The organism is Noviherbaspirillum massiliense JC206, assembly GCF_000312045.1.
GTDB classification, from domain to species: domain Bacteria; phylum Pseudomonadota; class Gammaproteobacteria; order Burkholderiales; family Burkholderiaceae_D; genus Noviherbaspirillum; species Noviherbaspirillum massiliense.
Window position 1 is genome coordinate 586,333 of record NZ_HE978635.1, and the last position, 23,791, is coordinate 610,123.

Consider the following 23,791-nt stretch of genomic DNA (forward strand, 5'->3'; position numbering starts at 1 on the left):
GCGAGCATGAGCCAGCACAAGCGCATGCGGCGGACCGGTATGGGTCCGCTTTCCTGCGCAGGAATTGAACGAGCAGCATCAGCACCGGAACCGCGAGCAGCAGCAGAAACCACGGCGAGTGCAGGAAACCTGCTCCCGCGATGCCCAGCCAGACCAGCACCGACGCAAACAGGGAAGGCGCAGCGCAACACGCAGCACAGGCGACCACTGCCCCAGGAAACCAGAATTTCTTCAGAAAACGCTTCATCATCAGCTCCTTGTCAACGGCCGCAAAATGGCCTTGCCAGAACTGTACTTCCTCAAGTAACTTGAGGAGCAAGCGTTTTCGGGAGAGTTCATGGACAGCGAAAATCTGACGATTGGCGCCTTGGCGGCGCGCACCCAATGTTCGGTGCCCACCATCCGGTATTACGAAGAGATCGGCTTGCTGCCGCAGGCAGCTCGAGGTGCAAATGGACGGCGTTACTATCGGGAGGCCGACCAGAAACGGCTGGTATTCATCAGGAGGTGCCGGGACTTCGGGTTCGCGATTGAGCAGGTGCGCGGACTGGTGGGCTTGTTCGAGAATGGCGATCGCCCTTGCGCCGAGGCGCGGGAGATGGCGCAGGATCACCTGATCACGGTCCGCACCAGGATCGAAGAATTGCGTCAGCTCGAGCAGAACCTCCTGGCATGCGTGCAAAGCTGCGACGACGCCTGCATTGGCGGGCCTGTGCGGGAGTGCACGATCATGGACGATCTGTCACAGGCGGCCGGCCAAAGCGCGCAGTCCTGCGGAAACGGAATGAGCGAAGGCGCTGGAGCAGACACCCCCGGGTTCATTGAAGTGAGGCGCCGCTGAACATGGAGTGGACCAGCATCGCACGCACCTTCGGATTGTTCTTCGCCACCGCCATCGCAGAACTCCTCGGCTGTTATCTTCCCCTCCTTTGGCTCACTGGCAAGGGGAGTGCATGGCTGTTGTTGCCGGCCGCAATCAGCCTGGCCATCTTTGTGTGGTTGCTGAGCCTGCACCCCTCGGCCAGCGGGCGCGTGTATGCAACATACGGCGCGATCTATATCGCAACCGCCCTCGGCTGGCTGTGGGTGGTCGATGGCATCAAGCCCGCGCCCACCGATTACCTCGGCGTAGGGCTCGCTTTACTTGGTGCCGGCGTGATTGCCATGGGCAAAGGCACATGAGTCGCGCGCAGAATTTGCGAGCGCATTCGGTCGCTGGCAGCCCGAGTAGACCGAATCTCAATATGTCATAGGGAAGTAGGGTGCGCCGTGCGCACCATCCAATCCCGGTGCGCACGGCGCACCCTACTTACGTCCTCTATCAGGATTGTCGAAACCGCTTTATCGCTGCACCGGGCATCCGGCCCTTTCACGCGGCAGCACGGCCTTGATATTGATCCGCACTTTGCTCCAGATTGAACGATGTCGGCCGCCTGCCAGGTCGGACCGGTTTCATGATTTATGTAGACGGGATCAGTCGGATGAGTCACTCCACCGGGCGGCACACGGGTTTCGGCAGGGGTCGCCCCTGCGGCTTGCTGCGCGTGTCAGGGAAGTAGGGTGCGCCATGCGCACCATTTAATTCCGTTGCGCACGGCGCACCCTACTTTCGCTTTCGTCTTCTTTCAGGATGGTGCAAACCGCTTTATCGCTGAACCGGGCATCCGATCCGTTCATACGGCAGCGCGACCTTTATATTGATCCGAACTCGGTTCCGTGCTGAACGACGCTGGCCGCCAGGCGTCCTGCCGCCCGCTGCACAGGCCAGTCCTAAGAGCCCTGCCTATTTCTTGTTCGCCATCTGCTTGGCCATCGACAAATGCTGTTCCACGATCGGCAGGATTTTGCCTGCGTAGGCGCGCAGTTCCGAATCCTTGGCGTTCTTCTGCGTTTTTTGCAGCAGCTCGACGGTTGCCTGATGGTCGTCGACGCCTACCCGGGACAGGTACTGGCTGTCGAAGGTGTCGCCGGACAGGGCTTTGAGGGCCGTTGCGATTGTCTTGTGCTTGACATCCGTTTCCGTAGGTAGCTTGACGCCCTTTGCCTGCGCCAGCTTTTGTAGTTCTTTCAATGCCGTTGTATGGTCATCGATCATCTTCTGCGCAAATTTGCGGACCTGATCGTTCTTCGACTTATCCAGTGCCATTTTGCCGGTCTCGATCTCGGCGTAATTCGCCTCTGCAATATCCTCCATCATTTGCCGGTCGTCATCGCTGACTTTCGCGTTGCTGGATGCCCCGGAACTGCCCGAACTCGCATTGCTGCTGGAACCTGAGGCGGTCTGAGCATGTACAGGTGTTGCGCCAAGCAGGAGGGCGATGGCCGTGGCACCAATTATTTGGGACAGGTATTCGAGCTTATGCATGGGATTGTTCTCCTTGAAAATAGGCTGAATGCCGCCGTTCAATGAATATAGGGCATAGGAGAAAAGCAAAGCATGTGCCCGATGAATAAGATTTCTAAGCATCACTACCCAGGCGTGCGGCATCCGGTTCCTGCAGTGGCAGGATCTCGAATTTGCCGTGCTCAGCGCGGACCTGGTAAAGCGCATTGAAGCCTTCATCCATGGTCGGCCGCTCCAGGCGTTTCAAGGTGCCAAACAGACCTGCTGGCGGAACCCGATGCTTCGTGTCCCGCTTCTGGTTGCGCTCGAAAGACGCTTGCGGGTTCGGTTCGAAGAAGTAGCCGATCACGCGAAACTTCGCTTGCCGAGCCCGTTCGATATAAGGCAGGCGCTCTGCGCGGGTTGGATTGGTGTTGTCGACCACGAAGCGCTGCTGCGTCTGCAGGCAGGTTTCCATGAAAGCCTGCTCGCGGTGCCGAGTCCGCAAGAGATCCATGCTGATGCGCACATGAGTCTGGAAGAAGCGCTCCAGGTAAAAGCTGGTCTTGCCGGATGCCTGTATGCCGATGAAGAGGATCAGTTCCATGGTGTTGAAGTGCTCGACGATTCCTGTCTATATAAATACCCGGTGCAATCTGCTGAGGCGTGAAAACCTGCTTTCTCAAGGGATGGTTAGGGTTGTTTCAGTCCGCCGCTGGCAGGTCACCGAGTCGTGGGGCGGCTTGACAACCCGAGAACGGGAAGGGAAGGCGGGACAATTGTGTGGAAGTGTGAATTGCGCATTTCATCGGCCGAGCGACTGGAAGTTACAACGTTGGTTTTGCTGCCGCTGTTTATTTATGCAACACCTTGGACCTAAAAAACAAGTTCAACGGCATTTGATTTTTATCAAAGCTTTATCCCTCTGATATGATTGGCAACTACCAAAAGGTTGCAATAAATCAATACTTGGTTCACCAAGCACTATCAGCAAGGGAGCAGTTGTGGAAGTCATGTCGCGTTTCGAGGGAAAGCCGCGCCAACCGAATTCAAGCGGTTTTACGCTTCTGGAGCTGCTGGTAGTCATGGTGATCATCGGCCTGCTTGCCGGCTATGTCGGGCCGAAATATTTTTCCCAGATTGGAAAATCGGAAACCAAAACCGCGCTGGCCCAGATCGATGCATTGGGCAAGGCGCTTGACCAGTATCGCCTGGATACCGGCCATTATCCATCGACTGAACAAAACCTGACTGCACTGTTCACCCGCCCGGCAAACGAGCCGAAATGGGATGGTCCCTATCTCAAGAAGGCGGTTCCGCCCGACCCATGGGGAAAGCCTTACGTCTACAAGCAGCCAGGCGACCACGGCGACTACGACCTCTTTTCCTATGGTAAGGACGGCGAGCCGGGCGGCACGGGCGATGCCGCCGACATCACCAGCTGGTGATTTCCGAGATGCGGTACGAGATCAAGGCTCTGCGCGGAAGAGATGAAGTCGTCATGCTGGCGGTAGAAGCCCTTGATGCCAACGAGGCGGCTCTGCAAGTGCAGGGTCAGGGATGCGCCGTATTGAGCATCCGGGCCAGCAATGCCGCCCTGCCTTCATTTGCTAGACGGCGCGCCGCGTTTCCCTTGGTGCTGTTCAGCCAGGAATTGCTGGCCCTGCTGAATGCCGGCCTCAGCCTGGTGGAGGCGCTCGAAGCGCTGAGCGAAAAGGAAGCCAACGCCGACGTCAGGAAGACACTGGAAAAGCTCGTTTCCCGCCTGTACGAAGGACAGACCTTATCTTCAGCCATGCAGGATCTGCCTGCGATCTTCCCGCCGCTGTATGTTGCAACCGTGCGTGCCAGCGAAAAATCGGGCGGCATCGTTGAAGCCTTGGGCCGGTATGTCGCCTACCAGGCTCAGATCGACCAGGTCCGCAAGAAGATCGTCAACGCCTCCATCTATCCCGTTCTCCTCATGCTGGTCGGAGGCCTGGTCGTATTGTTCCTGATGGCTTATGTGGTGCCGAAATTCGCCGCGGTGTACGAAGGCACGAACCGGGACCTGCCCTTGCTGTCGCGCTTGCTGCTGGATTGGGGCGGGTTGCTGCAGCAGCACGGCATGCTTTTCTCAGCTACGGTGGCGGCATTGATTCTCGGGGCAGGGTATGGATTGTCGCGTCCCTATGCCAGACAAGCGATGCTGCGCCGATTGCAGCGAATTCCCGCAGTCGGTCAACGCATGCACATCTACCAGCTGGCGCGCTTCTATCGCACGCTGGGCATGCTGCTCAAGGGCGGAGTGGTGATTGTCCAGGCCATGGAAATGGTCAGCGGGTTGCTGTCGCCTGAAGCGCGCACCAGTTTGCAGTTGGCGCTGCAGGATATCCGCGAAGGGCGTTCCATTTCCCAGGCAATGGAAGCCCGGCAGCTGACAACCCCGGTCGCGCTGCGCATGCTTCGCGTTGGCGAGCGGGCAGGGAACATGGGTGACATGATGGAGCGCATCGCCGGCTTTTACGATGAAGACATGGCGCGCTGGGTGGACTGGTTTACGCGCTTGTTCGAGCCGATCCTGATGGCGCTGATCGGACTGGTCATCGGCGCCATCGTGGTCCTGATGTATTTGCCGGTATTTGAACTGGCAGGGAGTTTGCAGTGAGTTCGGTACCTGCAGACCATTCCCTGTCAGTCAGCGAACTGCGGCAGGCGCATGCGGAAGCTCAGCGCCTGGGCTGGCATCTCACCCGGGTGCTGGAAGAGCGGCTCGGCCTGGATCCGCGCGAAGCGCTGGCCTTGCTCGGCGCGACATTTCATTATCCAGTGCTCGACATGGCGGCGCTGGCGCAATGCTCGCCTTCTTTCGAACTGCTTCCCTTTGCCGAAGCAACGCGACGCCAATGCCTGGTGGTGCGCACCGAGCAGGGAAGCCTGACCGGCGCGTTTTGCGATCCTTTCCATCCCGATGTCCAGGAGTGGGCGGAAACGCTGGCTGGCCAGCCGCTTGCCTGGCACCTCATCCACCCTGCCGACTTCGCCGCCTATCTTGCCCGCTATGAACAGAACCTGCGGGCGATGGACAGCATTCTCGCAGAGAAGGCACAGGCTGGCGGCGACGTCGAGCATGTCGAGGATTTGTCGCTGCAAGCCATCAGCGAAGATACCCGGCAAGTGGTCAAGCTGGTGCACTCCACCCTGTACGATGCCCTGAAGGCTGGCGCCAGCGATATTCATCTGGAAATCAATGCGTCCGGGCTGGCGATCAAGTACCGGATCGATGGCGTGCTGGTTGCGGTCGGCGAAGTCGGTGGCACGGAATTGTCGGAACAGGTGATTTCCCGCATCAAGGTGATGTCCGAGCTGGATATTGCCGAGCGCCGCATTCCCCAGGATGGACGCTTCAAGGTCACCATGCAGGGACGGGAGATCGATTTCCGGGTTTCCATCATGCCCAGCGTGTTCGGCGAAGACGCGGTACTGAGGATACTGGACCGGCGCAGCCTGTCGGACATGATGCACGGCCTGCGCCTGGATACGCTGGGCTTCGATGAAGCAAGCATTGACCGGTTCCGCCGCATGGCCAGCGAACCCTATGGCATGGTGCTGGTGACCGGGCCGACCGGCAGTGGCAAGACCACGACCCTGTACGCCGCCATCAGCGAAATCAACCACGGCGCGGACAAGATCATCACCATCGAAGACCCGGTCGAATACCACTTGCCCGGCGTGCTGCAAATCCCCGTGAACGAAAAGAAGGGACTCACGTTTGCGCGCGGCTTGCGCTCGATTTTGCGGCATGACCCGGACAAGATCATGATCGGTGAAATCCGCGATGCCGAGACGGCCCAGATCGCCATCCAGTCTGCATTGACCGGGCACCTGGTGTTCACCACGGTCCATGCCAACAATGTATTCGACGTGATCGGCCGCTTCATGCATATGGGTGTCGATCCCTACAGCTTTGTTTCAGCTTTAAACGGCATTCTGGCGCAACGGCTGGTGCGCGTCGTATGTCCTTCCTGTGCCGAGCCGGTGCAAATGCCGGCCGACCAGCTGGTCGCTTCCGGCATCGCGCCCGAAGCCGCACAGGAATACAAATTCATGCACGGGCAGGGCTGCGGCCATTGCCGCGGCACCGGCTACAAGGGGCGCAAGGCGATCGCGGAAATGCTGCAGCTGAACGATGAAATCCGTGAACTGGTCATTGCCCGGGAACCGATCCGGCGCATCAAGGAAGCCGCACGCCGGCAGGGTACCCGCTATCTGCGCGAAGCGGCGCTTGACCTGGTCAGGCAGGGTAAAACGACATTGCAGGAGATCAATCGTGTCACTTTTGTGGCGTGACCAGCTTCGTATCGCGATCGCTCCGGACCGGCTGTTGGCGGTGCGGATAAGCGGGACCATTCGCCGGCAGATCCTGGACAAGCAGGATATCTCCGTCTCCACACAAGGCAACGACTGGCGGACTGCGCTTTCTGCACTCACCGACTTGTTGAAACAGCCAGCCTGGCAAAAGGCGGACGCTGTGGTGATCCTCTCCAACCGGTTTGCCGTCTATCAGCTGCTGCCGTGGAGCGGCACTGCATTAAGCGCCGAGGAACAACTGGCCAGGGCAAGGCATGTCTATGCGCAAAGCCACGGCGAAACGGCGGACGCGCTGGAACTGAGGATCAGCGAGGGTGACCTGGGCGAGGCGTCGCTCGCGGCTGGCGTAGAGCGCGAGTTGCTGGCGTCGCTGCGGGAAGGCTTCAAGGCTTCTTCGGTACGACTGGTATCCGTGCAGCCCTACCTCATGAGTGCTTTCAACGGCTTTCGCAATAAGCTCGGTCGCGGCGCACTATGGTTTGCCGTGCTGGAGCCCGGGATGATGTGCCTGGCGCTGCTGGACCGCGGCGGCTGGCAAAGCCTGCGGGTCAAGCAGACTTCCGATAACTGGTTTGATGACCTGCAGCTGATGCTGCGACGCGAACAGGTGACCAATGGCCTCGCCGAACAGGTGCGCCGGCTTGCAATTTGCTTGCTCGATGGTCAAAAGGTGGAGTTCTCCGCCGCCGACGGCTGGTCCCTGGAGCGCCTTCAATTATCCCCGATGCACGGGTTCTCGCCTGAGACGGATGGTCATTTGGGCATGGCATTGGCGGGGCTCTGCTGATGCGTGCCTTGAATCTTGACTTCCAGGCCGGGCCACCCAAGCGGCGATCAGGCGTGTTCATGCTGGCCGCCGGGATGGCGGCATTGGCGGCAGCGCTCATGAATTACCACGATCTGACTGGCGAGGCGGCGCTGCGGGAAGCCGAAATAGCCAAGGCGCGTGGTGTCCTCGAAAGAAAGGCAGGCAGCCGTCGCGGGCCGGCAGCACAGGAAGCCCCGCGCAAGGAAGAAATTGCCGCTGCCAATGAAATCATCCACCAGCTGACGATGCCCTGGGAGCAGATGTTCAGCACGTTCGAACTGGCGACCAGCAAGGATATTGCCTTGCTGAGCATGGAGCCCGACCCGAAGAAAAAGATGGTCCGGGTCACGGCGGAATCAAAAACCACACAAGCCATGCTTGCCTATATCCGGCGCCTGGAAAAATCCGTGCTGCTGGACGACGTCGTGCTGCTGAAGCACGAGGTACAGCTCAAGGATCCTGAGCAGCCGGTGCGATTTGTCGTCACCAGCGCATGGAGAGATGGCCAATGAACCGCCATAAGCTGCTGCTTGCCGAACGGCTCAGGCGTCTGGGTTGGCCAGCGCGGATCGGTATCGCATTGCTCGCATCCGCGGCGGCATTTCATTTTTCGGTGCATCAGCCCATGCAACTGCGCCTCGCACGCCTCGAACAGGAAGCCGTTGCAGCAAGGAAGACTGCCGCCACCGTGGCACGTGACCAGGCCGGCCGTGAGGTGCGTTCGATCGATGCCCGCGTCGACGCGTTCTACCAATATTTTCCGGCGAAGAAGGCGACTCCGGACTTATTGAACACGATTTACCGCGCAGCGGCACAGCAGACGATCCAGCTGACGCAAGGCGAATACCGGATTCAGCCCAGCAAGGTCGACAAGCTTCTCGGTTACCAGGTCAGCCTGCCGGTGCGGGGAAGCTATGCGCAGATCAGGAAGTTCATTGTCCAGGTCTTGCGGGAAGTGCCGGCTGCGTCGCTCGACGAGCTCAGTTTCAAGCGTGAGGCGATCGACAGCACCGAAGTGGAAGCAAAGGTCCGGCTGACTCTTTATCTGAGGGCTGAATGATGGCGCTTTCAAAAACGCAGCGCTGGATGGTTCTCGTTACCGCACTGGTGTTGACATTGGCCGCGGTACGGTGGGTGAGCGCCGATGCTGAAAGCACGGATGTGATCGAAGTGGTCGCGCCGGCGCACGCCTCGATTGCGCCGGCGAACCGGCAGCGGGCGGCGCAAACCTCGGAAGCTCCCAATGACATCCAGCTGGAAAGGCTACGTAGGCGCGACACCGGCTCGAACGTGAGAGAGATCTTTACCGCGAAGTCCTGGTACGTGCCGCCGCCCCCACCCAAGCCGGCTGCCGAGCTGCCGCCTTCGGCGCCGCCGCTACCCTTTGTCTATATCGGAAAAATGGTCGAAGAGGAAAAAGTGACTGTCTTCCTGTCGAAGCAGGACCGGAACTACACGGTAAAGGAAGGGGACGTGATCGATGGCACTTACCGGATCAGTTCCATCAAGGGGACATTAATGGAGCTGACCTATATCCCGCTCGACATCCGACAGACCATGCAAATCGGAGAACACAATTGAAGCTGCGGCCCGGGTTCAGAATATTGTCAGCACTGATGGCATCAATGCTGCTGCTCAGCGGCTGCGCCGGCGAATGGGCCTATCGTCGGGGCAAGCAACTGGTGGAAGAAGGCAAGGTGGAAGAAGGGCTGGTGCAGCTCGAGCGTGCGGTCAAGGTGTCGCCGGATGATCTCAACTACAAATCCTATTACTACCGGCAGCGGGAAAGTCAGATCAATATGCTGCTGACGAATGCCGATGCAGCGCGCCTGGGCGGGCAGCATGACAGTGCCGAACTGCTGTACCGTCGTGTACTTACCATCAATCCGGAAAACGAGCGTGCCAAGGCAGGGCTGGAAGCAACGCGCGCGGCGAGGAAACACAAGGTCTTGCTGGAGGAAGCGGAAGCCCTGTTCAGGCAAGGCAATGTGGAGGGCGCCCAGGCGAACGTACGGGCTGTTCTGGTGGAAAATTCGAGGCACCCGCATGCGCGCGACCTGCTGCGCAGGATCGAGGAAAAGAATGCAAAGGACCAGGCGGTCAGCTCGACGCTCAAGACCGGTCTGAAGACGCCGATTTCCCTGGAATTCCGCGACGTCGCCCTCAAGGCGGTATTTGAAATCCTGTCGCGCACGGCGAACATCAATTTCGTGCTGGACAAGGATGTGCGGCCCGACCTCAAGACCACCATCTTCGTCAAGAATACGCCGATCGAGGACGTGGTTCAGTTCCTGCTGGTGACCAACCAGCTGGAAAAGAAGACGCTCAGCGACAACTCCCTCCTGATCTATCCGAATACGCCGGCCAAGGCCAAGGATTACCAGGAACTGGTGGTGCGCAGCTTTTATCTCGCCAACGCCGACGTCAAGCAAACCGTCAGCATGATCAAGACGCTTGCCAAGACCAAGGACATCTTCGTCGATGAAAAGCTGAACATGTTCGTGATGCGCGATACGCCGGAGGTCGTGAAACTGGCGGAGAAGCTGGTTGCGATGCAGGACCTGGCCGAGCCGGAAGTCACGCTCGCCGTCGAAGTGCTGGAGGTAAGCACCGGTACCTTGTCCGAACTGGGCATACGCTACCCCAATCAGCTTGCCTATAGCGTTGCAGGCGCAGCCGGCGTCCCGGGACAGCTGACACTGAACGAATTCAAGAACCGTAGCGCCGACCTGGTGCGGATGACGCTGAGCGATCCGCTGCTGGTTGCCAACCTCCGCGCGCAGGACAGCGACAGCAATCTCCTGGCCAATCCGCGTATCCGTGTCAAGAATCGTGAAAAGGCGAAGATTCATATTGGTGACCGGGTCCCGGTGATTACCAGCACCTCCACCTCGACCGGCTTCGTGTCCGAATCGGTGAACTACCTGGATGTCGGGCTGAAGCTGGATGTCGAACCGAATGTGTATCTGGAAGGCGAAGTAGCGATCAAGATCGGACTCGAAGTCAGCAACATCGTCAGCGAAATCACCAGCAAGAGCGGCACGCTGACTTACCGCGTCGGTACCCGCAATGCTTCGACCACCTTGCGCCTGAAAGATGGGGAAACCCAAATCCTCGCGGGTTTGATCAGCGACGAAGAGCGCAACAGCATGGACAAGGTGCCGGGCCTCGGCGACCTGCCGCTGCTCGGTCGCCTGTTCTCGAACAAGAAGGGCACGAAAAACAAGACGGAAATCGTGCTGCTGGTGACGCCGTATATCGTGCGCAATGTGGACCAGCCCGATGCGACCGTGTCGGAATTCATGTCGGGTACCGAGAGCACGATCGGTGCGGCGCCGCTCCGTCTGAAACAGGCGGAAAAAGCCGCGCCGCCAGCGAAGGCGTCCAATTCTCCGGCCGCACCGGCTCAGTCGGTGCAGCCAGCCGCAACGACTGTCACGCCATCGGCTGGGACTGCGCCGAGTGCAACGGGGCAGGCTGATGTCCAGGCGCCTGCAACGGCAGCGGCGTCCCTGCCACCGCCACCGCCACCGCCGTCGGTACCCGCATTGGCGCCAGCGCCAGTGCCCGCCCCGGTCGTCACTGCCCCGGCTCCAACGGCAGCGCCGGCAATGCCAGGCTCGCCGCAACCGCCGCAGGCGCAGCCCGTCGCAACTCAGCCCAAGACTTGATCGAGTCCAGCCATGATCTGCGCTGCGCATAAGCATCGAGGCTTCACCCTGCTCGAACTGGTCATCACGGTGGCGATCGTGGCAGTGCTGGCTTCGATTGCCTTGCCGCTTGCGGAAGTGAGCGTGCAGCGCTCGAAGGAACAGGAGTTGAGGACCAGCCTGCGGCAGATCCGGGAAGCCATCGATGCCTACAAGCAGGCGGCGGACGAAGGCAAGATTGCGCGTTCGGCACAGGAATCCGGCTACCCGCCTTCCCTGAACGCACTCGTGGAAGGGGTGGAAAACATCAAGGATCCCGGCAGGTCGAAGCTGTATTTTTTACGCCGGGTGCCGCGGGATCCGATGGTGGCGGACAGCAGCATGGATGCGGATGCCACCTGGGGCAAGCGCAGTTATGCCAGTCCTGCCGACGACCCGCAGGAAGGGGAGGATGTGTTCGACGTCTATTCCCGTTCGCAGGGGACCGGATTGAACGGCATCCCCTATCGCCAATGGTGAAGAGCATGATCATGAAGCGAATGGACAACCGGGTGAAGGCAGGTGCGGCCGCAAAGCGCGGGTCTTTCGGCTTTACGCTGATTGAGCTGCTGGTTGTGATGGCCATCCTTGCACTCTTGCTCACGCTGGCCACGCCACGTTATTTCAACAACGTGGAAAAATCGAAGGAAGCGGTGCTGCGCCAGAACCTGGCCAGCATGCGCGACGCGATCGACAAATACTACGGCGATAACGGCAAGTATCCGGAAACGCTCGAAGACCTCGTCACGAAAAAATACCTGCGCAGGGTTGCGCTCGATCCCATCACCGACAGTGCGACAACCTGGCTCATCGTGCCGCCGGAACAGGCGGAGAAGGGCGGCGTGTACGACATCAGGAGCGGCGCGCCCGGCAAGGCACGCGACGGTTCGGCCTACAAGGATTGGTAGCGGCCATGCAGCACGTCCCGTCTGTTTGCTCAGCCCGCTTGCCAGTGACGGCTCGCGCGAGCCATGCGAACGCCTGCATGTTTCCTTCCAGGCGTGGGCAATCCGGCTTTACTTACATGGGCATCATTTTCCTGGTGGCGCTCATGGGCCTGCTGCTCGCTTCGGTGGGAACGATCTGGTCGGCCGCCCGGAAAAGCGAGCAGGAAAGGGAATTGCTCTTCGTGGGCAACCAGTTCCGGCATGCCATCGAACTGTATTACGAGCGCACGCCGGGCCCCATCAAGGAATATCCGAAAAGCCTGGAAGCATTGCTGCAGGATGCACGCTATGCCAATGTGCAGCGCTTCCTTCGGCGGATCTATGTCGATCCGGTCACTGGCAAGGCCGAGTGGGGACTGGTGCCGGGCCCGGGTGGCGGTGTGATCGGCGTCTACAGCCTGTCCGACAAGGAGCCGCGCAAGAAGGCCAATTTCAGCGAAGCGAACCAGGCGCTGGAAGGCAAGACCCGCTACTCCGACTGGAAGTTCATCTACATCCCTCGTGCAGCCAATTCCAACGGGATGCCCGCTACACCATCGCAGCGCTGACTGCCAATCCCATAAACATGGGAGTGCGGCCTAGCATAAATAAAAAAACAACACCTTGATATTTATCAGTTTCCATTTAGAAATGCCTTTGTAATAATTTCCGCCCGTCAATCACCGGCAGTTAAAAGCGGAGTACGACAAAAAAACAACGGGCCAGCTGCTGCAAGGCCTGGATCCAAAAAATACAGGGAGTGTCACTTGTTTGCGTCCTTCGCGATTTGCGCGCGCGCCATGCGCCGCCGCCTGCTGCCGGCCCGTTTGCCCTCCGCCAGCAAAGCCATTGCCTTAGGCCTGTTGTCCCTCGCCACGCTCGCTTCGCTGTCACGCGCGGTGGCCCCGACTCAGGACACGCTCAAGCTCACTCCCGCCAGCATTGCCACGGAATCGGTTATCGACCCGGATGTGCAGCGCTTAAGCGACCGGGATACCGGCACGGCGTATAGCCCCGCATCCGGGCAGGTCGTCATTCTCACGCTCGATGCCGCGACCGAGATCCGCAGCCTCAAATTCTTCGGTGCCGCGCCCTTCGTGGCGAATGTCCAGGCCCAGTCCGGCAATAGCTGGAAACCGGTCGCCGGCCTGCAAAACCTGGATCTGACGGCTTTGCCGGAGACCTGGAACAGCTTTGGCCCCGCGAGTTCCGTTACGACTCCGCGCTTGCGCATCGAATTGACCCCTGCCGGCGGCAGCGCGTCCAGCGGCTTGAAGGAAATCGAAGTCTGGGGTGGCGCCATCCGCAGCTTCATCGGCAATGGCAGCCAGCTGGTGACCCTGGTCGATTCCAAGAATCCGCCGATGCAGGGGCGCTCGTATGCCGCCACGCCGACCCAGGGCGTCATCGGCAGCAACAGCGCCGCGCCCGACGACCCAAGCGACAACCATTTCACGGTCGACATCAACCGTCATCCCGCCGACGCCAAGCGTGCCTACCTGGTCTATGAAACAAATGGCTTGTCGCACTGGAGCTCGGGCATCCGCGCCATCAATGGCAATGCCGCCCAGGGCGACTGGCTGCTGCAGCGCTCGGACACCTGGAGCACCCAGATCGAATCCATCAATCCGGCCTGGTTGAAGCAAGGCAGCAATGCCATCGATTTCGCAGCAGGCACCGCGGGCATCTACAGCGTGCGCAATGTGCGCATCGTCTTCGAGCTGGAAGACGGCACCAATTTCGTTCAGAAAGTGGTTGCCTCCGGTACCGGCAGCACGGCGGCCTACGATGGCGACACCGGCACCGGCTGGGCGCCGTATGCCGCGAGCAGCATCGCCAATGGCGTGGCCACGCTCGACGCCTTGTTCGACAAGCCGACCCAGGTGGCTGGGTTGCGGCTCAATATCGCCGGCACCCTGGGCGGCAAGATCAATGTCGCCTTCCTGAGCAATGGCAACTGGGTCGATTCCAGCTATACCGCATTCAATGCCAGCTCCCTGGTCGCCGGCTGGAATGACCTGAACTACCCGAGCAGCTTCGCCGTCGATGGCGTGCGCCTGACTTTCCAGGGTGGCAGCAGCGTCACCGGGGATGTGCGCGAGCTGGTCGTGTCGGGGTCCGGCACCGGACAGCAGGCCGGCGCCCCGGCCCTGCGGGTCACCTATCCGGACAATGGACAGTTCGTCGGCCGCCAAGCCTATATCCGCGGCTTCCTGGCCCCGCTCGATAACGGCAGTGGCCCCGCCCGCGTGTACGTCGGCGGCACCGAAGTGCCGCAAGTCGACGGCGCCTTCGGCGTAACGGTGAGCAAGGAAGAGCTGGGACTGCTGGACCAGGCCGACCGCGATCCCTGGTCGGTGGAAGTGAAAGCAGTCTATCCGGATGCCACGGAAGTGCGCCAGGTCGTGCAGCTGAACCGTTACAGTGATCCGGTGATCGCGAGCAAGGATGGCCTGTCGACCCTGTATGCGAAAGTCCCGCCGGGCAAAGCCCGCAAGCTCGCCTATAGCGGCGCGGAACTCGACATCGGCGCCAACGCGCTCGATACCGAACTCACTTTCGGCATGACGCCGCTGCGCGACACCGACGTGCCGCGCCTGGACGCCGGCATGACCAACGTCACCAAGGGGCCGCCGAAAGGTTACCGCTTCACCCCGCATGGCGCGCACTTCAAGAACAAGATCCAGGTCACCCTGCCATACGACCGCAATGCGATCCCGCCCGGCCAGTCCGAGCAGGACGTCACCACCTTCTATTTCGATGAAGAAGCCGGCCGCTGGATGCCGCTCGAGCGCGCGCAAGTGGACGCGCAAAAGGGCGTGATCGTCAGCTATACCGACCACTTCACCGACATGATCAACGCCACCATCACGGTGCCGGATCATCCCAATCCCGCCAGCCTGAACCCGACGTCCATCAAGGACATCAAGGCTGCCGACCCGGGCGCGCAAATCAACCTGATCGAGCCGCCCAAAGCCAACAACATGGGCGACGCGCGCCTGTCGTATCCGATCGAATTGCCGCCGGGACGCAATGGCATGCAGCCGAGCCTCGCCGTGCAATACAACTCCGGCGGCGGCAATGGCTGGATGGGCCTGGGCTGGGATATCGCGCTGCAGTCGGTCTCCATCGATACCCGCTGGGGCGTGCCGCGCTATGACGCGGCCCTGGAAACCGAAACCTATGTGCTCGATGGCGAACCGCTCACACCGGTGGCGCACCGCGGCGAACTGAAGCCGCGCAGCGCCGAAAAGCGGTTCCATACCCGGATCGAAGGCCAGTTCCGCCGCATTGTGCGGCACGGCGATGCGCCAGCCAATTACTGGTGGGAAGTCACCGACAAGAACGGCATGCGCTTCTTCTATGGCGGCACGCCGGAAGGCGGCCAGGACAAGAATGCGATCCTGGCCGACCCGGGGAGCAAGGGCAACGTCTTCCGCTGGGCTCTGAAGGAAGTGCGCGATACCAACGGCAACAACATCGTGTACGGCTATGACATCGTCAACGGCGGTGCGGGCGGCGAACCATGGCGCCAGATTTACCTGAGACGCATCAATTACACCGGCAGCCAGGGCGGAACCGGGCCGTACCAGGTGACTTTCAGCCGGGCGGGCGGACGCACCGATGTAGTGGTCGATGGCCGCGCAGGGTTCAAGACGGTGATGGACCAGCGGCTGACAGGCATTGATGTGGCCCTCAACAGCGAAACCAACCCGCTAGTACGCCTTTACAGCTTCGATTACAGGACCGGAGCCTTCACCAAGACCCTGCTGACGAAAGTCACGCAGTATGGCGAAGACGGCATGACCGAGTTCAACCATCATGACTTCGAGTACTTCGATGACGCGCGCGATACGGCGGGGAACTACCATGGGTTCTCGTCACCAGTTGACTGGAATATCGGGAGCGACAGTGTCAGCGCCGGCCTGCTAGGCAAGGGATTGGCTAGTGCATTGGGTGGCAGCAAGAGCGAAAGCGCCGGGGGACATTTGTATGTCGGTGTCGGTGTGGGAGACGCGAGTAGTAAGTTGGTCACTGTTGGCCCCAAGATCGGCTACAGCAAATCCGGCAGCGAAACCTTGATTGCCATGGCGGACATGAATGGTGATGGCTTGCCGGACAAAGTATTCAAGGGCGCGGGCGGATTTTATTACCGCCCGAATCTGTCTGGACCGCGCGGCACACCGACATTCGGCGATGACGTCAGGCTGGACAGCCTGCCCGCCATATCGCGGGAGAAAGTCACCTCGACCACAATTGGTGTCGAAACACACGTTGCACCTGGCGTGGCTGCAATGGTGGACCATAATCGCAGTATCAATCAAGCAGATACCTATTTCAGCGATGTGAATGGCGATGGGTTGATTGATCTGGTAAGCGGAGGACGCGTACTTTTCGGCTACGTCAATGCGGCTGGTGTACCGACATTCAGCACCAACAGTGCCGATACGCCTGTTGTTATTGGCGCAAGTGTGATCAATACCAACGGAATCCTTGAGGATGCAAGCCAGATTGAGGTGGAACGTGCTGCAGCATTTCCGCTGCTCGATACGGTGCGCCGTTGGGTAGCGCCTTATGATGGCATCGTGCAGATCAATGCGCCGGTGCGCTTGCTCGAAGATAAAACACCGGATCGTGCAACCTATAACGGGGCAGACGGTGTTCGTGTGGCTATCCAGCTTGAAGGTGCCGAGCTGTGGTCAACGTCGATCGCAGCTACAGACTACGCAGTTCACACTCCGACCGGCGTGGCTTCGGTGCCAGTGCGACGGGGTGATCGGCTCTACTTCCGTGTGCAATCGGTTTTCGATGGTGCATACGATCAGGTAGCTTGGGATGCGCAAGTCAGCTATCTGAATGTCGATGCTTCCCGTACCGATGTCAACAATCTGCCGGTTTACGCGTATCGCTCCTCGCAGGACTTCACGCTTGCCGGCCGCAAGGCATCGATAACTGTACCTCTGACTGGCACCTTGCACTTGGGTGGCAAGTGGGAAAAAACAGGCGTGACCACGGATGACGTCACTCTCTCCGTGACCCGTAACGGGTCGGAAGTCTTCCGCCGCACGCTGGGCTTCGCCGAAGTCGCTGCCATCGATCTGTCGCAGGATTTGGCAGTCAACCAGAATGACGTGCTGGCCTGGCATATCCTGGTCGATTCTCCCATCGATGCCACCCTCGTCAAACTTGCGCCTGTAGCTTTTTACACCAGCGCACAAGGCGTTGATCGGGTAACTGACGACCAGGGCAATTATGTACTCCAGGTCCGGGCGCCTTACGACATGGACCTGTATCCGGTCGATGGTTTGGCCGTTCCTCAGCAGTTCTATGTTGCCGCTGCCACGGGAACGATTCCGGTTCAGGCGACGCTGCAGATGAACGGGTTGGCATCTGGCCAGCAGGCAAATGCCGTATTTACTGTCAAGAAGCGTGGGGCATTGCTTGCCAAGCAAATTGTCAGCGTTACCGGCACGGGCTCAACAGTCACGCAAACCGTCACGTTGAATGTGCCGGTGGCCACAGGCGATCAGATCTATTTCGATCTCAGCGCCCGGGATGCCGCCTTTGCTTCGGCTAATCTGAATGTCACCGTGGCTGGCGCACCGGCCCCGGCCGCTATTCACGTGCCGGCCGATGAAGGGCTGTTTGCCCAGCCATATCGGGGATGGGCTGCGGTCGGATATAACGGCAACGGAGACTGGGCAACCAAACCCATTGACCAGTCGGCGTTGGTCCTGACCCAGCAGACCGATGCGAACAACATGCGCGTCTATCCGTTTGTGCCGAATCCCACGACGATGTCATGGGGCGGTGTTGATGACAGCGCATGGGTCAAGGCCGCCGAGATCAGTTCCTCGCGCCTTGGCCTCGACGATATCCGCATGCCTACCGGATCTCAGTTTGCCGGCGCCGCTGCAGTCACCCGGATATCCGAGTCCGTCAACGACTCAGTCTCGGTCGGTATTACGGGCAGCAAGGGCAACAGCCGTAGCAAGCTCGAATTCCAGGATTTGAACGGCGACCGCTATCCGGATGTAATCAGCCAGGGAGGCGTGCAATATACAAGCATGACCGGCCCGCTGGAAGGCGATATCAGGAATGTAGGGCTTGGTTCTGCGCGGGAAAGCGACAACGAAACCTACGGTGCGAGTACCGATGGGGCCGGCAATATCGCGCGTGCCATTGCAACAGCGCGTGGCACGGTCGCAGGCGATACAAGCAAAAATGCGACAACCGCTCAGCAGGGAATGGATATGCCATCGCTGGGCTTAAGTGCCAATATTGGTACCGGCAAGGCTGATACCCAAAACGAGCTGATTGACATCAATGGCGATGGACTGCCAGACAAGGTGTTTGAAGACGGAACTGTGGCTCTCAATCTGGGTTATCGCTTTGCCGCCCGCGAGCAATGGGGCGGCGGCATCCTCAACCATGGCCGAAGCCTGGATGCCGGCGGCGGCATCAGTCTTGGCTATCAAAAGGACAACCTCAGCTGGGGCGGTGGCCTGAGCCTTACCATCGGTAAGTCCGAGAGCGATGAGAATTATCTCGACATCAACGGCGACGGCTTGCCGGATAAGATCGTCGCTGGCAATCCGTTCACCGTCCGGCTCAATACCGGTAACGGCTTTACCAATCCGATTGTCTGGCCGGCGAACCAGGACGGCAAAGTATCGCTCGAAAAGCATGTTTCGCTCGGCGGTGGTGCCTATTTCACCTATGGGTTTACCTTCTTTGGTACTGCCAAATTCGTTATCAACCCAGGTATCAATTTCTCGACATCGATGGGCCGCCCGGAAGTCGGCTTCCGCGACATGGATGGCGATGGGTATGTGGACTACGTCGCCTCCGAAAAAGCGAGTGAACTGCAAGTCGGCGGCAACCCGATCGGCCGCACCAACCTGCTGAAGCGCATCACCCGTCCGCTCGGCGCCGTGATCGACCTCGACTACATCCGCGACGGCAACACCTACGAGCAGCCGCACTCGAAATGGGTCTTGAGCCGCACCACGGTGTTCGACGGTCATCCTGGCGACGGCGTGGACAAGCTGCTCACCACCTACGATTACGCCGACGGCTACTACGACCGCGCAGAACGCGATTTCTACGGCTATGCCAAGGTGACGGAAACCCAGCGCGATATCGCCCGGGGCGAAGCGGCCTACCGGCGCAACATCAGCGAATATCACAACCGCGACTACTACACCAAGGGCCTCCTGGCGCGCAACGTGCTGGAAGACGGCAATGGCCGTGCCTATACCGAGACCAAGCACCAGTACAACGTGGTGGTGGTCGCCGATGGCGCGGCGGTAACGGGTGACGAGAACCGCTCCGAGACACGCTTCCCGCAATTGATCCGCACCGATTCCGCCTGGTATGAAGGGCAGGCGAGCGCCGGCAAGCAGACGTACACCACCCACCGCTACGACGACCTGGGCAATGTCATCGAATTCTTCGACGCAGGCGATGCCGGCGCCGACGACGATGTCAAAGCCACGATCGCCTACACCAGCGACACCACCAACTGGATCGTCGGCAAGCCGACCCGCATCACGGTGGAAGGCGCCGGGCGCGTCATGCGCGAGCGCGAGGCGACCTATGCCCCGGGCACCGGCAACCTGATGCAAGTGCGCCAGTACGTCGGCAACGGGCAGGCGGCGACCACGGATCTGGCCTACAACCCGAACGGCACGATCCAAAGCGTGACCGGCCCGGTCAACCACCGCGGCCAGCGCTACGCGCTCGCGTACAGCTACGACCCGGTGGTCAATACCCATATCACCGGCATCGTCGACAGCTTCGGCCTGTCATCGACGGCGACCTACAACCTGAAATACGGCAAGGTCACGTCGACCATCGACACCAACGGCAATGCCACCGAAACCGCGTATGACACGGTGGGCCGCGTGGTAGCCATCACCGGCCCGTACCAGACCGGCACTGGCGACGCCACCATCCGCTTCGAGTACCACCCGGATGCGCCGACGCCATGGGCGCGTACCCGGCACCTCGATGTGTACCGCAACGCCGCCGACCCGATCGACACGGTCTTGTTCACCGACGGCATCAAGCGCGTGATCCAGACCAAGAAAGACATCACCCTGTTCACTGGCGCCACCACCGCGCCGCTGGATGTGATGAGCGTCTCCGGCCGCATTGTCTATGACGCCTTCGGCCGCGCCGTGTCCCAGTATTACCCGGTCACCGAAGCGCTGGGCCGCGCCGGCATTTTCAATGAAGCCGTCGACAGCGTTGCCCCGACCCGGACCGAGTACGACGTGCTGGATCGCGTCACCCGCACCACGCTGCCGGACAACACCTTCACCACCATGGCGTATGGCTTCGGCGCCGACCGCAATGGCGTGCAGCAATTCCAGACCGTGGTGACGGATGCCAACGGCAAGCAAAAGGTCAGCTACCGCGATGTGCAGGAACAGATCACGGCGGTGCAGGAATTCAACGCCGGCCAATCGATCTGGACCAGCTACCGCTACGATCCCTTGAAGCAAATCATCGAAGTGCGGGATGACCGCGGTTACCTGACCCAGGCCAGCTACGACAACCTCGGCCGCCGCATTGCGCTGGACAACCCGGACACGGGCTTGGTCACCAGCGAGTTTGATTTGGCCGGCAACTTGACCGGCAAAGTCACGGCCAACCTGGCGGCCCAGCACAAGACGATCCGCTACACCTATGACTATGGCCGCCTGGTGAAAGTCAATTACCCGACCTTCCCGGGCAATGACATCACCTATACCTATGGCGCGCCCAAGGCACCGTACAACCGGGCCGGGCGCATCGTGACCGTCGACGACCAGAGCGGCCGCGAAGAGCGCTTCTATGGCAAGCTCGGCGAAACCGTGCGCGAAGTCCGAACCATCGCCTCCAAGACCCAGGGCAACAGCGCCAACAGCCCGGAAGTCTGGACCACCGATTACCTGTTCGACACCTTTGGCCGCTTGCAGCGCCTGGTCTACCCGGATGGGGAAGTCTTGAGCTTCGCCTACGACGCCGGCGGCAACGTGCAATTTGCCCAAGGCCAGAAACAGGGCCAGCTGTTCACGTACTTAACAAGGCTGGAATACGACAAGTTCGAGCAGCGCGCGTACATGGCCTACGGCAACGGCATCCGCACCCAGTACACCTACCACCCGCAAAACCGCCGGTTGAACAGCCTGGAAGCCAGCGGGCAGGGGCGCACGCTCCAGAATCTGGCGTACCGCTACGACAACGTCGGCAATATCCTGGGCTTGAACAACCGGGTCGCGATCCCGCCGGCCAACAGCTTTGGCGGGCCGACCACCCAAAGCTTTGGCTACGACGACTTGTACCGCTTGACCAGTGCGACCGGCACGTACGACTTCGCGCCCAACAAGCGCGACCAGTACCGCCTCAGCATGGCGTACGACAGCATCCACAACATCACGAGCAAGGTCCAAAGCCATGAAGTGGTGCAGCCGGGCGGCAAGGCGATCGAGCAAAAGAAAACCAGCTACCGCTGGAATTACGAATACGCCAGCGTGCACCCGCATGCCGTCACCCACCTGGGCGAGCGCAGCTACCGGTTTGATGCCAATGGCAACCAGACCGGCTGGGACCATGACAGGAATGGCACCCGCCGCACCATCATCTGGGATGATGAAAACCGCATCCAGTCGCTCTTCGACAATGGCCATGAAAAGAGCTATGTCTACGACGACCAGGGTGAGCGGGTGATCAAGCGCGGGCCGCAAGGCGAAACCGTGTACGTGAACCAGTGGTTCACGGTCAGGAACCGCGAAGTGGCAAGCAAGCACGTGTTCATCGGCACGACCCGGATTGCGACCGCCCTGGTGCCGGGCGTGAAAGCGCTCAATGGCGGCACGGTACCCAGCGGCACGACCAACGCCAACAGCAGCCGCTTGCCGGCGCCGGCGCAGCGCGCCTCGGGCATCCTGAATGCCATGGGCATCCAGCAGCGCAGCGCGGTGGCGGCGCAGCGCGCACGCAACCTGGAAAAGAACCCGCACTATGCCAACCCGGCACCGGCCACCCCGGGCAGCGGCACGGCGACCAACCAGGACAATTTCCTGTACTTCTACCATCCGGACCATCTCGGGTCATCGAGCTATGTGACCGATGTGAGCGGGCGGCCGTATGAGCACCTGGAATACTTCCCGTTTGGCGAAACCTGGGTGCAGGAAAGCAGCAATACGCAGCGCACGCCTTACCTCTTTACCGGCAAGGAATTGGATGAAGAAACCGGGTTGTATTACTACGGGGCACGGTATTACGATCCGAGAACCAGTGTGTGGCAGAGCCCGGATAGGATTTTGGGTAAATATCTAGAGGGCGAGCCAAACCAAGGAGTTTTTAATTCCGCGAACCTAGCGCTCTACACATATAGCTACAACTCGCCGATTGTATTAAAAGACCCAGACGGCAATTGTCCTATGTGCATAAGTGGCGGTATCGGTGCTGCTTTTGGTGCTGTTGTATACGTGGGCCGAAATCTTTACATAAGCGGTGGGGAAAATTGGGGCAGTGCCAAGGGTTTAGCAATTGCTGCAGGTAGCGGTTTCGCCATCGGGTCAGGCGCAGTGCTGTTGCCTGGAACAACTGCAGTGGTAGCTGCGGGTCTGACCGGCTATTCCGCAGGGGACGTGGCAAATCGCGCAAGCAATTATTCGAATCTATCTCCGCAAGAAAAGCGAGCAGTACAAGCAGATGCGGCATTAACGGCCCTAGCGGTTGTGGGAACGATTGCTCAAGGCGCAAAGGCAACGCCGGCAACCGCGTCCGAATCTGCGCCTGCAGCGCCAAAGCCACTTCATGGAAATAATTTAAACACTACCAAGCCGGCCCAAGGCTATACCCTCAGGAATCGCGACACTGGAGAAATATTGAAATACGGTGAGACAACGCGTGGCACAGCACGTTACAGTCAAAAATATCTTAAAGATAACAATGCCAGAATGGTGTTTGAAGCACAGGGAACAAAACGAGAGATGCACCAATGGCAGCATGAAAAAATCTTAGAATACAAAACGACAAATGGGGGCCAAAGGCCACCTTTAAATAAGTCCGACTATTAACTCTAAGGCAATGATTTATGAAGATATGGATGTCTGAGGAAATACAGAGTGATGTTGCGGAATCCTATATGGAGATCCGGAAAAACATCGAGGGTACGATAAACCGAAAATTAGCTAACTCTTCTCTTTCAACGACGTTTATCGAATGGGCATTTATAGCAATCGTTCGACACCAGGATCACCCTGATTATCAAGAGATAAAGCGAAAGCATACGAAAAGAAAAGTTTTAGAGTTTAGATTGAAGATTGACCATCAAGATTTTTTGGTCGGATCAGAAGTGCGGAGAATTGGATTAATTATTGACGCACTTAGACGATGTGTAACCCATATGGCGGATTTCGGAATTATCGCTGAAGACCAGCACAAACTGTTTGCCATACTTGAAGAGACTGAAAAGGAATTAAAACAAAGCTAAAGTATATTTAGCATCGGACTCAACATGGTATGGGTAGGGCGCGCTCCACACACCGTTGCGCCTTTAAACAAGGCATGCCTTCATTACAAATTCTTCTCGTTCCATCCGTGGTCGAGGCAAGAAAGAGGTTAGGTTTTACGCTTTGCTTGATGCAGTCGACAGAGGAGATGTTCACTGACGATGGTTGCAGAATAATAGGGGACA

At 59.4% G+C, this 23,791-nt stretch carries 17 protein-coding genes; 15 read left to right on the forward strand and 2 right to left on the reverse strand.

Annotated elements, in window-relative coordinates:
• The first annotated feature begins 337 nt into the window (after nt 1–337).
• Both HGHM_RS18260 and HGHM_RS18265 read left to right on the forward strand, forming a co-directional pair.
• A complete protein-coding gene (locus HGHM_RS18260; protein WP_019143011.1) occupies nt 338–841 on the forward strand; it encodes a MerR family transcriptional regulator in 504 nt (167 codons plus the stop codon).
• Nucleotides 842–843: 2 nt separating this feature from the next.
• Nucleotides 844–1,182: a YnfA family protein gene (locus HGHM_RS18265; protein ID WP_019143012.1), complete on the forward strand. Its 339-nt coding sequence runs from the start codon at nt 844–846 to the stop codon at nt 1,180–1,182.
• 601 nt (nt 1,183–1,783) lie between these two features.
• Here the strand turns inward: HGHM_RS18265 and HGHM_RS18270 are convergent.
• Both HGHM_RS18270 and HGHM_RS18275 read right to left on the reverse strand, forming a co-directional pair.
• On the reverse strand, nt 1,784–2,488 hold the full coding sequence (locus HGHM_RS18270) for a DUF4142 domain-containing protein (RefSeq protein ID WP_161603796.1): 705 nt from the start codon (nt 2,486–2,488) through the stop codon (nt 1,784–1,786).
• Nucleotides 2,460–2,930 (reverse strand): AAA family ATPase, encoded by a 471-nt coding sequence (locus tag HGHM_RS18275; protein WP_019143014.1) that lies wholly within the window; start codon nt 2,928–2,930, stop codon nt 2,460–2,462. The genes HGHM_RS18270 and HGHM_RS18275 overlap by 29 nt, the downstream gene beginning before the upstream one ends.
• 406 nt (nt 2,931–3,336) lie before the next feature.
• Between HGHM_RS18275 and gspG the strand changes: the two genes are divergently transcribed.
• From gspG to HGHM_RS22445, 13 genes are all read left to right on the forward strand, one after another.
• Nucleotides 3,337–3,771: a type II secretion system major pseudopilin GspG gene (gene gspG, locus HGHM_RS18280; RefSeq protein WP_019143015.1), complete on the forward strand. Its 435-nt coding sequence runs from the start codon at nt 3,337–3,339 to the stop codon at nt 3,769–3,771.
• 8 nt (nt 3,772–3,779) lie between these two features.
• Nucleotides 3,780–4,970, forward strand: a complete 1,191-nt coding sequence (locus HGHM_RS18285; protein WP_026076187.1) for a type II secretion system F family protein — start codon at nt 3,780–3,782, stop codon at nt 4,968–4,970.
• Entirely contained in the window at nt 4,967–6,652 is a 1,686-nt protein-coding gene (locus tag HGHM_RS18290; protein ID WP_019143017.1) for a GspE/PulE family protein, read from the forward strand. The genes HGHM_RS18285 and HGHM_RS18290 overlap by 4 nt, the downstream gene beginning before the upstream one ends.
• Nucleotides 6,642–7,460, forward strand: coding sequence for a hypothetical protein (locus tag HGHM_RS22440; protein ID WP_019143018.1), 819 nt, complete (start codon nt 6,642–6,644; stop codon nt 7,458–7,460). The genes HGHM_RS18290 and HGHM_RS22440 overlap by 11 nt, the downstream gene beginning before the upstream one ends.
• Before the next feature lie 8 nt (nt 7,461–7,468).
• On the forward strand, nt 7,469–7,993 hold the full coding sequence (locus tag HGHM_RS18300; RefSeq protein WP_148415776.1) for a hypothetical protein: 525 nt from the start codon (nt 7,469–7,471) through the stop codon (nt 7,991–7,993).
• Entirely contained in the window at nt 7,990–8,541 is a 552-nt protein-coding gene (pilO, locus tag HGHM_RS18305; protein WP_019143020.1) for a type 4a pilus biogenesis protein PilO, read from the forward strand. Before HGHM_RS18300 ends, pilO begins: the two co-directional genes overlap by 4 nt.
• Nucleotides 8,538–9,062, forward strand: a complete 525-nt coding sequence (locus HGHM_RS18310; protein ID WP_026076188.1) for a hypothetical protein — start codon at nt 8,538–8,540, stop codon at nt 9,060–9,062. The genes pilO and HGHM_RS18310 overlap by 4 nt, the downstream gene beginning before the upstream one ends.
• A 35-nt stretch (nt 9,063–9,097) precedes the next feature.
• On the forward strand, nt 9,098–11,152 hold the full coding sequence (locus tag HGHM_RS21840; protein WP_019143022.1) for a secretin N-terminal domain-containing protein: 2,055 nt from the start codon (nt 9,098–9,100) through the stop codon (nt 11,150–11,152).
• A gap of 12 nt (nt 11,153–11,164) precedes the next feature.
• The gene (locus tag HGHM_RS18320) at nt 11,165–11,650 is read left to right on the forward strand and encodes a type II secretion system protein (RefSeq protein ID WP_019143023.1); all 486 of its coding nucleotides are present in this window, start codon (nt 11,165–11,167) and stop codon (nt 11,648–11,650) included.
• A gap of 11 nt (nt 11,651–11,661) precedes the next feature.
• Complete coding sequence (locus HGHM_RS18325; RefSeq protein ID WP_245549328.1) at nt 11,662–12,078, forward strand: type II secretion system protein; 417 nt, start codon at nt 11,662–11,664, stop codon at nt 12,076–12,078.
• Between the two features lie 77 nt (nt 12,079–12,155).
• A complete protein-coding gene (locus HGHM_RS18330; RefSeq protein ID WP_019143025.1) occupies nt 12,156–12,665 on the forward strand; it encodes a type II secretion system protein in 510 nt (169 codons plus the stop codon).
• Nucleotides 12,666–12,863: 198 nt separating this feature from the next.
• Nucleotides 12,864–23,171, forward strand: coding sequence for a SpvB/TcaC N-terminal domain-containing protein (locus tag HGHM_RS21845; protein WP_019143026.1), 10,308 nt, complete (start codon nt 12,864–12,866; stop codon nt 23,169–23,171).
• A 29-nt stretch (nt 23,172–23,200) separates the two neighbouring features.
• Nucleotides 23,201–23,587, forward strand: coding sequence for an Imm44 family immunity protein (locus HGHM_RS22445; protein ID WP_161603797.1), 387 nt, complete (start codon nt 23,201–23,203; stop codon nt 23,585–23,587).
• The last annotated feature ends 204 nt before the right edge of the window (nt 23,588–23,791 follow it).

What these genes read in the sequence shown, in the direction of transcription:
- HGHM_RS18285 (WP_026076187.1), top strand. Translation starts at nt 3,780, where the DNA reads ATGCGGTACGAGATCAAGGCTCTGCGCGGAAGAGATGAAGTCGTCATG.
- HGHM_RS22445 (WP_161603797.1), top strand. Translation starts at nt 23,201, where the DNA reads ATGTCTGAGGAAATACAGAGTGATGTTGCGGAATCCTATATGGAGATC.
- HGHM_RS18260 (WP_019143011.1), top strand. Translation starts at nt 338, where the DNA reads ATGGACAGCGAAAATCTGACGATTGGCGCCTTGGCGGCGCGCACCCAA.
- HGHM_RS18275 (WP_019143014.1), bottom strand. Translation starts at nt 2,930, where the DNA reads ATGGAACTGATCCTCTTCATCGGCATACAGGCATCCGGCAAGACCAGC.
- pilO (WP_019143020.1), top strand. Translation starts at nt 7,990, where the DNA reads ATGAACCGCCATAAGCTGCTGCTTGCCGAACGGCTCAGGCGTCTGGGT.
- gspG (WP_019143015.1), top strand. Translation starts at nt 3,337, where the DNA reads ATGTCGCGTTTCGAGGGAAAGCCGCGCCAACCGAATTCAAGCGGTTTT.
- HGHM_RS18325 (WP_245549328.1), top strand. Translation starts at nt 11,662, where the DNA reads ATGAAGCGAATGGACAACCGGGTGAAGGCAGGTGCGGCCGCAAAGCGC.
- HGHM_RS18270 (WP_161603796.1), bottom strand. Translation starts at nt 2,488, where the DNA reads ATGCCGCACGCCTGGGTAGTGATGCTTAGAAATCTTATTCATCGGGCA.
- HGHM_RS18310 (WP_026076188.1), top strand. Translation starts at nt 8,538, where the DNA reads ATGATGGCGCTTTCAAAAACGCAGCGCTGGATGGTTCTCGTTACCGCA.
- HGHM_RS18330 (WP_019143025.1), top strand. Translation starts at nt 12,156, where the DNA reads ATGTTTCCTTCCAGGCGTGGGCAATCCGGCTTTACTTACATGGGCATC.
- HGHM_RS18265 (WP_019143012.1), top strand. Translation starts at nt 844, where the DNA reads ATGGAGTGGACCAGCATCGCACGCACCTTCGGATTGTTCTTCGCCACC.
- HGHM_RS18320 (WP_019143023.1), top strand. Translation starts at nt 11,165, where the DNA reads ATGATCTGCGCTGCGCATAAGCATCGAGGCTTCACCCTGCTCGAACTG.
- HGHM_RS21840 (WP_019143022.1), top strand. Translation starts at nt 9,098, where the DNA reads ATGGCATCAATGCTGCTGCTCAGCGGCTGCGCCGGCGAATGGGCCTAT.